Source organism: Saccharopolyspora sp. 6V (genome assembly GCF_020176785.1).
GTDB classification, from domain to species: domain Bacteria; phylum Actinomycetota; class Actinomycetes; order Mycobacteriales; family Pseudonocardiaceae; genus Saccharopolyspora_C; species Saccharopolyspora_C gregorii.
Genome location: NZ_JAIUKB010000038.1, coordinates 54,847 through 68,040, shown reverse-complemented (window position 1 = coordinate 68,040; position 13,194 = coordinate 54,847). Strand labels below are relative to the sequence as shown.

General features: G+C 71.5%; 15 protein-coding genes. 9 read left to right on the top strand and 6 right to left on the bottom strand.

What is annotated here, in order from left to right:
• Nucleotides 1-234: 234 nt before the first annotated feature.
• From LCD35_RS08980 to LCD35_RS08970, 3 genes are read left to right on the top strand one after another with little or no spacing between them, the layout of a single operon-like run.
• Nucleotides 235-1,500 carry an ABC transporter substrate-binding protein gene (locus LCD35_RS08980; RefSeq protein ID WP_224966091.1) on the top strand — a complete coding sequence of 422 codons (1,266 nt, stop codon included), beginning with the start codon at nt 235-237 and terminating at the stop codon, nt 1,498-1,500.
• Nucleotides 1,501-1,547: 47 nt separating this feature from the next.
• Nucleotides 1,548-2,393: a carbohydrate ABC transporter permease gene (locus LCD35_RS08975; protein ID WP_304612886.1), complete on the top strand. Its 846-nt coding sequence runs from the start codon at nt 1,548-1,550 to the stop codon at nt 2,391-2,393.
• Nucleotides 2,390-3,220: a carbohydrate ABC transporter permease gene (locus LCD35_RS08970; RefSeq protein ID WP_224956025.1), complete on the top strand. Its 831-nt coding sequence runs from the start codon at nt 2,390-2,392 to the stop codon at nt 3,218-3,220. Before LCD35_RS08975 ends, LCD35_RS08970 begins: the two co-directional genes overlap by 4 nt.
• A 15-nt stretch (nt 3,221-3,235) precedes the next feature.
• Here LCD35_RS08970 and LCD35_RS08965 read toward each other — a convergent pair whose 3' ends face one another.
• From LCD35_RS08965 to LCD35_RS08950, 4 genes are all read right to left on the bottom strand, one after another.
• On the bottom strand, nt 3,236-3,706 hold the full coding sequence (locus LCD35_RS08965; protein ID WP_224966092.1) for a CAP domain-containing protein: 471 nt from the start codon (nt 3,704-3,706) through the stop codon (nt 3,236-3,238).
• Nucleotides 3,707-4,042: 336 nt separating this feature from the next.
• Nucleotides 4,043-4,222: a hypothetical protein gene (locus LCD35_RS08960; RefSeq protein WP_224956023.1), complete on the bottom strand. Its 180-nt coding sequence runs from the start codon at nt 4,220-4,222 to the stop codon at nt 4,043-4,045.
• A 145-nt stretch (nt 4,223-4,367) separates the two neighbouring features.
• Nucleotides 4,368-5,447, bottom strand: coding sequence for a magnesium/cobalt transporter CorA (gene corA / locus LCD35_RS08955; RefSeq protein WP_225044029.1), 1,080 nt, complete (start codon nt 5,445-5,447; stop codon nt 4,368-4,370).
• 367 nt (nt 5,448-5,814) lie between these two features.
• Nucleotides 5,815-6,252, bottom strand: coding sequence for an NUDIX hydrolase (locus LCD35_RS08950; RefSeq protein ID WP_224956021.1), 438 nt, complete (start codon nt 6,250-6,252; stop codon nt 5,815-5,817).
• A gap of 144 nt (nt 6,253-6,396) precedes the next feature.
• Here LCD35_RS08950 and LCD35_RS08945 point away from each other — a divergent pair, with 144 nt between their 5' ends.
• The 6 genes from LCD35_RS08945 to LCD35_RS08920 all read left to right on the top strand — a co-directional run bounded on the left by LCD35_RS08945 (nt 6,397) and on the right by LCD35_RS08920 (nt 9,857).
• Nucleotides 6,397-6,558, top strand: a complete 162-nt coding sequence (locus LCD35_RS08945) for a hypothetical protein (protein WP_224956020.1) — start codon at nt 6,397-6,399, stop codon at nt 6,556-6,558.
• Nucleotides 6,559-6,579: 21 nt separating this feature from the next.
• The gene (locus LCD35_RS08940; protein WP_224956019.1) at nt 6,580-7,149 is read left to right on the top strand and encodes a PH domain-containing protein; all 570 of its coding nucleotides are present in this window, start codon (nt 6,580-6,582) and stop codon (nt 7,147-7,149) included.
• Between the two features lie 221 nt (nt 7,150-7,370).
• A complete protein-coding gene (locus LCD35_RS08935; protein WP_224956018.1) occupies nt 7,371-8,243 on the top strand; it encodes a PHP domain-containing protein in 873 nt (290 codons plus the stop codon).
• An 86-nt stretch (nt 8,244-8,329) separates the two neighbouring features.
• Nucleotides 8,330-9,163, top strand: a complete 834-nt coding sequence (locus tag LCD35_RS08930) for a PD-(D/E)XK nuclease family protein (RefSeq protein WP_224956017.1) — start codon at nt 8,330-8,332, stop codon at nt 9,161-9,163.
• On the top strand, nt 9,160-9,720 hold the full coding sequence (locus LCD35_RS08925; protein WP_224966095.1) for a hypothetical protein: 561 nt from the start codon (nt 9,160-9,162) through the stop codon (nt 9,718-9,720). The genes LCD35_RS08930 and LCD35_RS08925 overlap by 4 nt, the downstream gene beginning before the upstream one ends.
• Nucleotides 9,711-9,857, top strand: a complete 147-nt coding sequence (locus LCD35_RS08920) for a hypothetical protein (protein WP_224956015.1) — start codon at nt 9,711-9,713, stop codon at nt 9,855-9,857. The genes LCD35_RS08925 and LCD35_RS08920 overlap by 10 nt, the downstream gene beginning before the upstream one ends.
• Before the next feature lie 89 nt (nt 9,858-9,946).
• Here the strand turns inward: LCD35_RS08920 and LCD35_RS08915 are convergent, their stop codons facing one another.
• Both LCD35_RS08915 and LCD35_RS08910 read right to left on the bottom strand, forming a co-directional pair.
• Entirely contained in the window at nt 9,947-11,383 is a 1,437-nt protein-coding gene (locus LCD35_RS08915; RefSeq protein WP_224966096.1) for a hypothetical protein, read from the bottom strand.
• A gap of 82 nt (nt 11,384-11,465) precedes the next feature.
• A complete protein-coding gene (locus LCD35_RS08910) occupies nt 11,466-13,067 on the bottom strand; it encodes a DEAD/DEAH box helicase (RefSeq protein WP_225044028.1) in 1,602 nt (533 codons plus the stop codon).
• Nucleotides 13,068-13,194: the final 127 nt, after the last annotated feature.

Below are 13,194 nucleotides of genomic sequence, written 5' to 3'. Positions count from 1 at the left end.
GTCACCTCCTCGGCGTGTGGAAAGTTGTACGCCTCTTCCGCTCGTGTCGGGACCCCGCACCGTTCGCGGACACCGGCGGTGCGCACGGTTGGGGGCTTGTCGCGGGTGTCGGCGGCGCCCTAGGTTGCTGTCACCGCGCTGATCATCGGTGCGGCGGTGGCGTGCGGCGGGGCGCGGGCACTCGGCCTCGGGCGCACCTGCGCGAGCAGACCGGGAGGTCCGACCACGGTGAGGGTGCGCAGACGCGCTGGGGGCGCGGTCCGGCTGGCCGCGGCGTGCGGGACGGCGGTGCTGGCCGTCTCGGCCCTGAGCGCCTGCGCGGCCCCGCGGCACGACGACGTCGTCAACCTGTACTACGCGCCGGAGGAGAACCTCCAGACCGTCGTCGACCGGTGCAACGACCAGGCCGACGGCCGGTACCGCATCGTCTACCACAAGCTGCCGCGCGACGCGGACGGCCAGCGCGAGCAGCTGGTGCGCAGGCTGGCCGCGCAGGACGACGGCATGGACGTGCTCGGCCTGGACACCACCTGGACCGCGGAGTTCGCCCGCGCCGGCTGGGTCCGCGAGTGGACCGGCGCGGACCGGCGGCGAGCCGAGGACGGCACCCTCGCCGGACCGCTGGCCTCGGCCCGCTACGGCGGGAAGCTGTTCGGGGCGCCGAAGAACACCAACGTGCAGCTGCTCTGGTACCGCTCCGACGTGGTGGACCGGCCTCCGCGCACCTGGGACGAGATGATCGAGCAGGCGAAGCGGTTCGAGGCCGCGGGCGAGCCGTCGACGATCCTCGTCCCGGGCGCCCAGTTCGAGGGCTACGTGGTGCAGTTCAACACCCTGCTGGCCTCCGCGGGCGGGAAGCTGATCTCCGACGACGGCACCCGCGCCGTGGTCGACGAAGGCGTGGTGCGCGCGCTGGAACAGCTCAAGGCCCTCGCCGACTCCGGGCTGACCAGCCGGTCCATGTCCAACTCGCAGGAGGACGACGTCCGGCTGGAGTTCCAGCAGGGCGACGCGGCGTTCCAGCTGAACTGGCCGTTCGTCTACCCGTCGATGCAGGAGGACGCGCCGGACATCGCGCGGAACGTCCGCTGGGCCCGCTACCCGAGCTCCGACCCGGCGCGGCCCAGCAAGGTCACCCTCGGCGGGTTCAACCTCGCCGTCAGCGCCCACTCGCCGAACCCGCAGGCGTCCTTCGACGCGGCGCTGTGCCTGCGCAGCCCGGACAGCCAGCGGTTCTCCGCGATCCACGACGGGGTGCCACCCACCATCGAATCCGTCTACGCCGCACCCGAGATGGCCGCCGAGTACCCGATGCGCGACACCATCCTGGAAGAGCTGCGGGACCCGGCGATCCGACCGATCACGCCCGCCTACCAGAACGTCTCGACGGTGCTGTCGAAGCTGCTGTCCCCGGCGTCGCGGATCGACCCGCCGCGCACCGCCGAGCGGATCCGCACCGAGGTGCAGAATGCCCTGGATTCGCGGGGGGTGCTGCCGTGACGTCCGCCGTCGACCAGGCGAAGCGCGCCGAGCGCAGGCTCGGCTGGATGCTGTGCGCACCGGCCGCGCTGGTGATGCTCGCCGTCACCGGCTGGCCGATCCTGCACGCGGTGTGGCTGTCGTTCCAGCGCTACGACCTCAAGTACCCGGACCAGCGCGAGTTCGTGGGACTGGAGAACTACCTGACGGTGCTGTCCGACCAGTACTGGTGGACGGCGTTCGGCACCACGCTGCTCATCGTCGCCACCCAGCTGGTCATCGAGTTCGTGCTGGGCATGGCGTTGGCGCTGATCATGCACCGGGCTGTGCTCGGGCGCGGCCTGGTGCGCACGGTCAGCCTCATCCCGTACGGCATCGTCACCGTCGTCGCCGCGTTCAGCTGGCGCTACGCGTGGACCCCGGACACCGGCTACCTGGCGAACCTGGTCACCGACGGCGCGCCGCTGACCGAGCGCGGCAGCGCGCTGGCGATCATCGTGCTGGCCGAGGTGTGGAAGACGACGCCGTTCATGGCGCTGCTGCTGATGACCGGACTGGCGCTGGTGTCCGAGGACCTGCTGGAGGCCGCGCGGATCGACGGCGCCTCCCCCTGGCAGCGGTTCACGAAGGTGATGCTGCCGGTGATGAAGCCGGCGATCCTGGTGGCGGTGCTGTTCCGCACGCTCGACGCGTTCCGGGTCTTCGACAACATCGTGGTGCTCACCGACGGCGCGCAGGACACCTCCTCGGTGTCGGTGCTGGCCTACAACAACCTGATCAAGGGGTTGAACCTCGGCATCGGCTCCACCATGTCGGTGCTGATCTTCCTGGCGGTGGCGCTGATCGCGTTCCTGTTCGTGAAGCTGTTCGGCGCGGCCGCGCCCGGCGCCGACGAGGACGGGGGCCGCCGATGAGCCGGAAACCGGCCGACACCGCCAAGTGGACGGTGCTCAACGCGGTGGTGGTGACGTACGCGCTGGTGCCGGTGCTGTGGATCGTGTCGCTGTCGTTCAAGACCTCCGCGGGGCTCAGCGACGGCCGGTTCATCCCGGCGGAGTGGACGCTGGCGAACTACGCGGCGATCTTCCAGACCGGCGAGTTCCTGCGCGCGCTGCTCAACTCGATCGGCATCGCGCTGATCTCCACGGCGATCGCGGTGGTGCTGGGTGCGATGGCGGCCTACGCGATCGCGCGGCTGGACTTCCCCGGCAAGCGGGCGCTGGTGGGAGTGTCGCTGCTCATCGCGATGTTCCCGCAGGTCTCGCTGGTCGCACCGCTGTTCGAGATCGAGCGGACGCTCGGGCTGTTCGACACCTGGCCGGGGCTGGTGCTGCCGTACACCACGTTCTCGCTGCCGCTGGCGATCTACACGCTGTCCGCGTTCTTCCGCGAGATCCCGTGGCAGCTGGAGGAGGCGGCCACCGTGGACGGCGCGACCCCGGGGCAGGCGTTCCGGAAGGTGATCGCCCCGCTGGCGGCGCCCGGGGTGTTCACCACGGCGATCCTGGTGTTCATCTTCTGCTGGAACGACTTCCTGTTCGCGATCTCGCTGACGTCGACGGAGGCGTCCCGCACGGTGCCGGTGGCGTTGCAGTTCTTCACCGGCGACTCGCAGTTCGAGGACCCGACCGGGACGATCGCCGCCGCGGCCGTGGTGATCACGGTGCCGATCGTGCTGTTCGTGCTGCTGTTCCAGCGCCGCATCGTCTCCGGGCTCACGTCCGGGGCGGTCAAGGAATGAGCGCGGCCCGCGCGATCAGGTGGTGCCGGCGAACTCCTGGACCCAGTAGTGCCCGTAGGTGCTGCTCGGGTCGTAGGCGTGGCCGACGCCGATGCCGGTGAACCTGCAGTCGAGGATGTTCGCCCGGTGCCCGGGACTGGTGATCCACTGGTGGAAGGTCTCGGCGGCGGCCGCGTTGCCGGCGGCGATGTTCTCGCCCAGCACCTCGGCGCGCGGCAGCACCCGGACGGGGGAGACGGCGTCGGAGTGCGCGAAGTAGTTCTGCTCGGCCATGTCCGCCGCGTGCGCCTGCGCGGAGTGCTCCAGCTCGGGTGCGGGTGCGAGCGGACCGCACCCGGCCTCGGCTCGGACCTGGTTGGTGCGGTCCACGATCTCGGCGGTGAGCGCGTCGAGCCGGGTCTCGTCCGCGTGGGCGGGCGGTGCGGAGGCGAGCAACAGCGAGCACAGCAGGATCGACCGGGCGTACCGGGCCGGGCGGGCGAACATCCGCACCACTCCTCGATTTCAAGGGGTTCCAGGTGCGGACAGTTCTAACCCGCTTTCCGGCGCGCCGACCGGGGAATCCGCGCAACGGGTGATCCGCGAACGCGTGCGGATCACCCGAACGGGAATGCGATCAACGAGGTCCACAGTGGACCCGGGGAATTCAGCCCTGCTGCGCGATGATGATGAACAGCGTCAGGATCCACCCCATCAGCAGGGTGGTCAGCAGGGCGAGCTTGTTGGTGGCGAGACGAGTCATGGCGGTGCCTCCCGGCAGCGTGAGAATGATCGATGCGAATGTCGTCTCACGATGTGGGGGCGGCGGTGCCGCAACGGTGATCAGCGCACGGCGGGCGTGCGCGGCGAGGCGGACAGCGCGTCCCACATCGCACCGGGTTTTCGCCCCCGGCGCGGCGACCTGGGACTTCGCTCCGGTGCCACGTTCCCCGATCCGCTCAGCGGCAGCCTGCGGGTGAACACCCGCCGCCCCATCGCACTGCGGCGCACGACGATCGACATGACTACCTCCTCACTTCTTCCCGACGCGCACCGGAATCCTCACGGCGGCGAATCGTTCGGGGAGAGCGCTCGCGGCGCGGAACCGCGGCGGTCGAGCCTCTGCGGACTACATCGCCCGGGTGATCGAAAACGTTACGGCACGCGGTCACAGCCATTTGTTCCGCCGGAAGATCTTGAACAGCGTCAGGCAGGCCAGCATCATCACCAGCAGCGTCGCCGGATAGCCGAAGGTCCAGTGCACTTCCGGCATGTTGTCGAAGTTCATCCCGTAAATCCCGGCGATCATCGTCGGCGTCGACACGATCGCGACCCACGCGGAGATCTTGCGCATGTCGGTGTTCTGCTGGAGCGTGATCTTGGCCAGCGTCGCGTCCACCAGCGTGGTCAGCAGCTCGTCGAACGAGGCCACCCGCTCGGACACCGTCGTCAGGTGGTCCTCGACGTTGCGGAAGTAGGAGCGCACCTCCTCCGGCACCATCGGCGTGTAGCCCTCGGCCAGCCGCTGCAGCGGCTTCGCCAGCGGCATCACCGCGCGGCGCAGGTCCATGACCTCGCGCTTCATCAGGTAGATCTGCTCGGCCTCGATCTTGGTCCGGGGCGCGAACACGGCGGCTTCCATCTCGTCGATGTCGTCCTGGATGGCCTCGGTGACCTCCAGGTACGTGTCCACCACGTGGTCGGCGATGCCGTGCAGCACCGCGGCCGGACCCAGCTGCAGCTGCTCCGGGTCGGTCTCCAGCTGCGAGCGGACCTGGGCGAGGCTGGCGTGCTTGCCGTGCCGGACCGTGATCACGAAGTCGCGGCCCACGAACGCCATCAGCTCACCGGTCTCCACGATCTCGCTGTTCGCGGTGAGCTTCTCGTTGGCGATGTAGCGCACCGTCTTGAGCACCATGAACAGCGTGCTGTCGTAGCGCTCCAGCTTCGGCCGCTGGTGGGCGTGCACCGCGTCCTCGACGGCCAGCTCGTGCAGCCCGAACGTCTCGGCCAGCCCGTTGAGCTGCGCCTCGTCCGGTTCGTGCAGCCCGATCCAGACGAACCCGGCGCCGCGCCTGCGCACCTCGTCGATCGCCTCGGCGTGCGACCGGTCGCCGGGCAGTCGCACCCCGTCCACGTACACGCCGCAGTCCACGACGTAAGCGGGTGGGGAAGCCGGGCCGGGCGCGGTGCGACCGCTGAGGCGCGCTGCGCGGTTGCGCAGGCCGAGCGAGGGAAGGCTGGGCACGGCGACCTCCAAGGGCGGGAATCGGATCTCGGGTGATCTCGACCGCGCATCCCCACCGGCGCCGATGGGCACCTGGAACCGGCCTAGCCGCAGGCCTCCCAGGCGGGGATGCGATTGGTACTACTCGGAAGCGCGCTATCGGCACCGCCGCTCACAATCCCTCACCTCCTTCTGCCCGACTCGCCGTGCGCGAGTGGTCCGGACCGGCCAACGGTTCACGATACTCGTCGTTCTCGGTACGGGCGGCGGCGGTGCCGGGTGTGCTGGGACACGGCGAAACGGGTGAACTTCTGCCGCGCGCACGCCTGGAACGCCCTGGATTTCGCCCGGATCGCGCCGATTGTGCGAACCGCCGGATCCGCCGGTTTCAGCTCCGGGCGGACGGGCCCGGGAGCTGCCCCCAACCCCGCAAGGTCGCGGCGAGCCCGTCGGTCAACCGGTGTTCGGCGTCGAGTGTGGCAAAGCTCGCAGCATCCGCCCACATCGCGTCGGCCGCGTCGTCGCCGGGCGAAAGCACCACGTCATCGGCCCGGCACGCGTAGTCGTGGATGTCGAACGTCCCGGTCGGGGCCGGGCGCAGCACCCGCCCCAGCCACCTGCCGACGATCACGGAGAGTCCCGTTTCCTCCGATAGTTCGCGCCGTACCGCCGAACGATCGGTTTCTCCGGGCTCCACCTTGCCGCCGGGCACCGACCACCGGCCCCTGCCGGGCTCGTTGGCCCGTTTCACCAGCAGCAATCGTCCGCGCGGGTCATGCACGACGGCGCCGACGCACCGGATCAGCGGTCCGTTGGTTATGCTCACCGACACGGAGGGTAGTTGATCCGGACGGTTCGGCTAACGACTGACCCAAGTGCGGGACAATGCTGCCCTACAGCCGCCGAGTGCGGTACAACAGATCGGCAGGCGCCAGCGTGTTCAATGGCTTTTCGGACGGGGTGTATCGCAGTGAACCTTAAGAAGATCCTGACTTGGGCCGGGGTCGCGTTCCTCCTCTTCTTCCTCTTCTCCGCCCCACAGCAAGCCGGTGACCTGGTGAACAACATCCTGGGAAGCCTCCAAGAGGCTGCGCAGGCGGTCATCACCTTCATGCAGAACATCTTCGTGTAGCAGCGCCGAAGGGCGGTTGACGTGTTCGCGCCGAGGGATCCCGACGAGTACCTGCTCGACACCGAACGCCGGGTCATCCGGCTCCGCAGACACTGGGCGAGCCTGGTCTGGGAACTGTTCGAGGCGATCGGGTTGCTGGTCGGCGTGGTCATGGTGTCCCAACTGCTGCCGCAGGACACGAGCCTGCCGCAGAACGTGCTCTGGTACGCGGGCCTCGTCGTGCTGCTCCGGTTCACCTACCAGGTGCTGGACTGGTACGTGGAGCGGATCGTCGTCACCGACAAGCGGTTCCTGATCGCGGAGGGCATCTTCACCACCAACGTGGCGATGATGCCGATCGGGAAGGTCACCGACCTGACCTTCCAGCGGACCCTCGCCGGGCGCATGTTCGGCTACGGCACGTTGGTGGTCGAGTCGGCCGGGCAGATCCAGGCGCTGAACCGGATCGAGTACGTGCCCAACCCGGACGAGGTGGAGGACGCGATCTCCTACCTGGTGTTCGGGGAGAAGAAGGCCCAGCAAGAGCGTTTCTCCATGCTCAAGGCCCGTCGCGCGGCGGTGGGCAAGAAGAAGGCCAAGCTTCCGAGCTGAACCGGTCGCTGCCGAGCCGGGGTCGCGGGATCTCCCGCGGCCCCGGCTCTTCTTCGTGGGCTGGTTCGGGAGGTACCGGGACCATCGGCGAGACTGTGCCCAGCGGAAGACCGGTCCGCCGGGCCGGTCGAGGAGCCGGGCCTTCGCCGCAGCGGCGTGACCTCCGCGGCGACCGCAGCCCGCCGCCGGTCGACGGACCGGCCCGAACGGAAAGGCCACGCTTGCGCATCGACCTGCACGCCCATTCCACCGAGTCCGACGGCACCGACACGCCCGCGGAGCTCGTCGACGCGGCGATCGGAGCGGAGCTGGACGTCGTCGCGATCACCGATCACGACACCACGGCGGGCTGGGCGGAGGCGGCGGACACCGTGGCCGCCCGTGCCGGGCGGATCCGGGTCGTCCCGGGCGCGGAGCTGTCCTGCACGTGCCCGGACGGGAACGGCCGCGACATCACCGTCCACCTGCTGGCGTACCTGTTCGACCCGACGTCCGCGGCGCTGGTCGCCGAGCAGTCGAGGTTGCGGGCGGAGCGGCGCGGCCGGTTGCGGGAGATGGCCGAGCGGATGGAGGCCGAGGGCTTCCCGGTCGACGCGGACGAGCTGATGGCGGGGCTGCCGCCGGACTCGCCGGGCGGCAGGCCGCACCTGGCGCGGCAGCTGGTGCGCGCCGGCATGGTGGCCAGCGTCGACGAGGCCTTCGCCCGGTACCTGGGCAGCAGCGGCCGCTACTACCTGCCGCGCACCGACACCCCCGTGCTGCGGGCGATCGAGATGATCGCGGACGCGGGCGGGGTCACCGTGCTGGCGCACCCGTTCGCGCGCGCCCGCGGCCGGGTGGTGAACGCCGAGGTGGTGGCGGAGCTGGCCGCCCGCGGCATGACCGGCATCGAGGTCGACCACCCGGACCACGACGAGCCGACCCGGCAGGAGCTGCGGGAGCTCGCCACCGAACTGGACCTGGTGCCGACGGGCAGCAGCGACTACCACGGCACGAACAAGACGATCCGGATCGGGCAGGAGACCACCGCCCCGGAATCGCTGCGGCGCTTGATCGACAAGAGCAGCGGCAGCGAGGTGTTCACCGCGGGCTGACCGCCGTGATCAGCTGATCCGGTGAGTTCCGGGCGCCGCGCGGGGGGAAACGCGACGCGACGGCCCGGCTGCGTAGTGTGGTGCGAGTGCAGGGACAGCTCGGCCTCGAAGGCATCCCCGGCAAGCTCGTCCGGGTCACTCCCGCGAAGCTCGCGAACTGGGAAGGTTGCCCGCGCAAGTTCCGGATGACCTACTTGGACCGGCCCGCCCCGGCGCGTTCCGGTGCCCGCGCCAACGCCACGCTCGGCGCCGTCGTGCACAACACGCTGAAGGCGTTCTTCGAACTCCCGCCCGCCCAGCGGACCGCCGAGAAGGCGGTGCTGCTGGTCCGGCAGTGCTGGAAGGACGACGGCTTCGCCGGCCGGGTCCAGGCCGCCCGCTACCGGGAACGCGCCCAGCGGTGGGTCGCCGACTACGTCGAACGGCTCGCCCCCGGGACGGAACCGGTCGCGGTGGAGCGGTGGGTCTCGGCCTCGGTGGGCTCGATCATCGCCGAGGGCAGGGTGGACCGCATCGACCGGCGTAACGGCGAGCTGGTCATCGTCGACTACAAGACCGGCAGGCGCGCGGCCACCGACGAGGACGCCCGGGAATCGCGGGCGCTCGCCCTGTACGCGGTCGCCGCGCGGCGGACGCTGCGCGCGCCGACCGGACGGGTCGAGCTGCACCACCTGCCCAGCGGGCAGGTCGGGGCGTGGGAGCACACCCGAGCCTCCCTCGACGAGCACGTGGAACGGGCCGAGCGGCTGGCCGGGGAACTCCAGTCCGCCTCCGACTCGTTCGAGGGGGGAGCGGCCGGGCCGGACGTGTTCCCGGCGAACCCTGGCGGGCGCTGCGCGTGGTGCGAGTTCCGCGCGCACTGCCCGGAAGGACAGCAGGCCGCACCCGCCGCCGAACCGTGGGCCGGGTTGGCCGAGTGACGGACCAGAGGAACGACGACATGGACATGCCCCGCCGAGCGCAGCAGGAGGCCGTGCGCGGAGGTGCTCGGCACCGGCCCGCGCCGCAGACGCTGCGCCGCCCGCGCCCGGCGGCCGGAACCCGGCCGGGCGAGGGCGCGGAGCAGCCGGGGGCCGTGCCGTTCCGCTCGGAGTCCCCGACCCGCCCCCGGCGTGAGCGGGTCGAGTGGCACGACGAGGACGAGTTCGACGCGGACGACGCCGAGGCCGCGGCGGTGCGCGGCCACCGCGGCGCCGCGGGCACCCGGATCGGGACCTGGTTCCGCGGGCTGACCGGGTCGCTGGCGCTGGGGCTGCTGCTGGTGGCGCTCGCGCTGATCGGCGTGCAGGTGTGGGCGACCCGGCAGGGGCAGGACGGCCCTGGCACAGCCATGATCGTTTCTCATGCGGTGGCGGCGGTGCTGGCCCTGGTGCTGCAGCGCTTCGCCGATCGGAACCGGGACCGGCGCGGCGCGGCGGCGCTGCTGGCGGTGCTGGTGGCGGTGTTCGGCACCCTCTGGTTCTGGTGGTGGTTGTAAGGCCCTCGGGCTCCGCGCTCGACGTCGTCCGCGAGGTCACCGCCGACCGGCTGGGCGATCCTGGTGCGGGCGGCGTGGGGAGGCTCCGGGCCGCGCTCGTTCCGAACACCGACGGCGAATCCGGCATCCCGGGCTGAAGCCGGGACCGGACGAACCGCAACACCGGACGAATCCCAACACCGGCCGACCAGCCCGGCACCGGCCGAGCAGCCCGGCACCGGCCGAGTCAGCCCAGCGCGACCAGGTTCGGCCCGCGCTGTTCCAGGACGGTCGTGCCCGCGGAGTCCAAGCGCACCGGACCGTCCCAGCCCTGCCGGTCCACCGGGATCAGCCGCTCGCGCGCGCCCGTGAACCGGTCCAGCACCGCGATGCCCGCAGGCATCGGGACGAGCAGCTTCCCGCCGTGCAGCGCACCCGGCCCGAGCGCGCCCGGCACCTCCCACAGGGGCGCGAAGGTGGCGGCGTCCAGCGCGACCGTCGTGGCACCGTTGTTCCAGTACAGCAGGCCGCCGAAGGTGGCCCCGGGAACGTCGCCGATCTTGTCCTTGACCTGCCGGTACTGGTGGTCGTCGAGCACCGCGACGCGGAACGGCCGGTCCGGTCCGGCGGTGGCCAGCCCGTCCAGCACGCGCTGCTCGGTGATCGCCGGGTCGAACCGGTGCAGTGCGGCGGAGATCGACCGCGCGGCCCCGGCCTGCTCCGGACCGGGGACGGGGCGCAGGTTCACCGTCCACACCCGGTCGGCCGCGACGGCCTCCACCCCGGCGTCGGGGAAGGGCGCGCCCGCGGTGGGCAGCGGGTACTCGGCCTCGATGCCGCCGGTGGAGTTCGCGTACACCACGAGGGAGCCGCGGTCGCGTACGTACACGGCGGTCTGCTTGGTGGAGACCGCGACGGCGGTCGCCTCGGAGCCGCCGAGGACGGCGCTGCTGACCTCCTCCGGCTCCTCGTCGTCCTCCGGCTTGGTCTTGAGCACGGTGATGCGCTGCGCCGGGTCGTCCGGGCAGTCCTCCACCACCGCGATCCGCTCGCTGCCGACCGCCACCGACGGGTAGGTGCAGTTCGGGCGGCGGAGGTTGTTCCCCGCGTTCTTCAGCGCGGGCATGATCCCGTACTGCTGGGTGCGGACCAGGTCGGAGCGCCAGCTCTCCAGCACCCGCTCACCGGTCGCGGTGAGGTACTTGCCGTCGTCGAGCAGCCGGGTGCCGAACGGGGCGTCGGCGTTGCGCGCGGGCCCGCGCACCCCGGTGTCGCCCTGCAACGAGCTGACCTCGCTGCAGTTGGCCGATTTCCGGTACACGGCCACCGCGCGGTCCCACCCCTCGCCGACGGTGCACAGCGGCAGGTCGCGGGAGAAACGCCAGCGCACCGCGCCGGTGCCGGGATCCCGGCCGGACACGGTGCCGCCGTCGCCGGTGATCGCGGTCGAACCGGCGACCACCGGGACCGGGGTCGCCGGGCTCGGCGCGCGCCACAGCTCGTGCAGCGCGGCCGGTACCCGGGTGGGGGAGGTGAGGACAGGGGCCGGTGCGGCCGCGGGCTCGGACGTGGTGGCACGGGCGTCGCTGCGCCACCAGATCACCGCGGCGGCCGCGAGGACCACGACCAGGATCAGCACCACCGCGACGAGGTCGGACCGCGTCCGCCGTTCCGGCCGTACCACTGCACTCCTCACTGACTGCTCTCGGAAAGCCCGGCCGGTCCACGGGCCACCCGCTCCCGGGCAGCCCGCTCGCGGAACGGGATCAGTCGCCGGACGACTCGCCGCCGCCGGAACCGGCGCCACCGCCGCCGCCACGACGCCTGCGGCGCCGCTTGCGGGGACGGTCCGCGGATTCCGCGGTGCCGTCGCTCTGCGCGGTGGACTCGGCGGGCTGGGCCTCGCCGTCCGGGTTCACACCGCCGCGGGTGCGCCTGCGCTGCCGGGACCGGCCGCCGGGACGGGTCTCGCCCGCCGCGGACTCGCCGCCGGACTGCTCGATACCGGAACCGCTGCGGGTGCGGCGGCGCGGCTTGCGGCTGCTGGAGCGCTTCGCGTCCTCGTCGGGTTCGGCGCCGAGGCCGGCGCGGGTGCGCTTGGACAGCGGGAGCCTGCCGGTCGCGTCCGCCGGGATGTTCAAGTCCTCGTACAGGTGCTTCGAGGTGGAGTAGGTCTCCACCGGCTCCGGCTTGCCCAGGTCGAGCGCCTCGTTGATGAGCTTCCAGCGGCTCTCCTCGTCCCAGTCGACGAGGGTGACGGCGACGCCCTCCCGGCCCGCGCGACCGGTGCGGCCGATGCGGTGCACGTAGGTCTTCTCGTCGTCGGGGCACTGCAGGTTCACCACGTGGGTCACCCCGGCGACGTCGATGCCGCGAGCGGCGACGTCGGTGGCGACGAGGGTGTCGACCTTGCCGGAGCGGAACGCCCGCAGCGCCTGCTCCCGGGCGCCCTGGCCGAGGTCGCCGTGCACCGAGGCCGCGGCGAAACCGCGCTCGGCGAGCTCGTCGGAGAGCTTCTGCGCGGTCCGCTTGGTCCGCGTGAAGATCATCGTCAGGCCGCGGTCCTGCGCCTGCAGCGCCCGGGCCAGCAGCTCCGACTTGTCCATGGCGTGCGCGCGGTACACGAACTGCTTGGTGCGCTCGTGGATCGCGTTCGCGTCCGCCTCCTCCGCCCGGATGTGCGTGGGCTGGTTCAGGAAGGTGCGGGCCAGCGTGATGATCGGGCCCGGCATGGTCGCGGAGAACAGCATCGTCTGCCGCTGCTCGGGGACCATGCCGAGGATCCGCTCGATGTCCGGCAGGAAGCCCAGGTCCAGCATCTCGTCGGCCTCGTCGAGCACCAGGCCGCGGACCTTGCCCAGCACCAGGTGCTGCTGCTCGGCCAGGTCCAGCAACCGGCCCGGCGTGCCGATCACCAGGTCGACGCCCTGCTTGAGCGCGTCGATCTGCTGCTCGTAGGGGCGGCCGCCGTACACCGCGAGGGTGCGGATGCCGAGGTGCTTGCCCGCGTCGGTGAGGTCGCGGGCGACCTGCACGCACAGCTCGCGGGTGGGGACCACGACGAGCGCCTGCGGCGTCCCGTCGCCGGGGACCTGCAACCGCTGCAGCAGGGGAACGCCGAAGCCCAGCGTCTTCCCGGTGCCGGTGCGGGCCTGCCCGATCAGGTCCTCGCCGCGCAGCGCCAGCGGCAGCGTCAGCTCCTGGATCGCGAAGGTGTGCTCGATGCCGGCCTCGCGGAGGGCGCGCACGATCTCCTCGTGCACGTCCAGCTCGGCGAAGGTCGGGGTGTTCGGGACGGTGCTCTCCGCGTGCAGCGGTGCGGCCTCCACGGCGGGGGCGCCGTTCTCGCTGTGCTCGATCGCGTGCACGTCCTCGGTTGTGCTGGTGGTCTCGGGGGCCTCGGGGGCCCGTTCGTTGCTGAGGGTCAGAGTGATCGCCTCTCTCAGTACCGGCGCGCTGCGGCCGATCGCTCGGCTGCACTCGTGGTGACGTCCT

Bases quoted from the DNA above. Each gene is read 5' to 3' on its own strand.
- LCD35_RS08975 (WP_304612886.1), top strand. From the start codon at position 1,548: ATGCTGTGCGCACCGGCCGCGCTGGTGATGCTCGCCGTCACCGGCTGG.
- LCD35_RS08970 (WP_224956025.1), top strand. From the start codon at position 2,390: ATGAGCCGGAAACCGGCCGACACCGCCAAGTGGACGGTGCTCAACGCG.
- LCD35_RS08965 (WP_224966092.1), bottom strand. From the start codon at position 3,706: ATGTTCGCCCGCCCGGCCCGGTACGCCCGGTCGATCCTGCTGTGCTCG.
- LCD35_RS08960 (WP_224956023.1), bottom strand. From the start codon at position 4,222: ATGTCGATCGTCGTGCGCCGCAGTGCGATGGGGCGGCGGGTGTTCACC.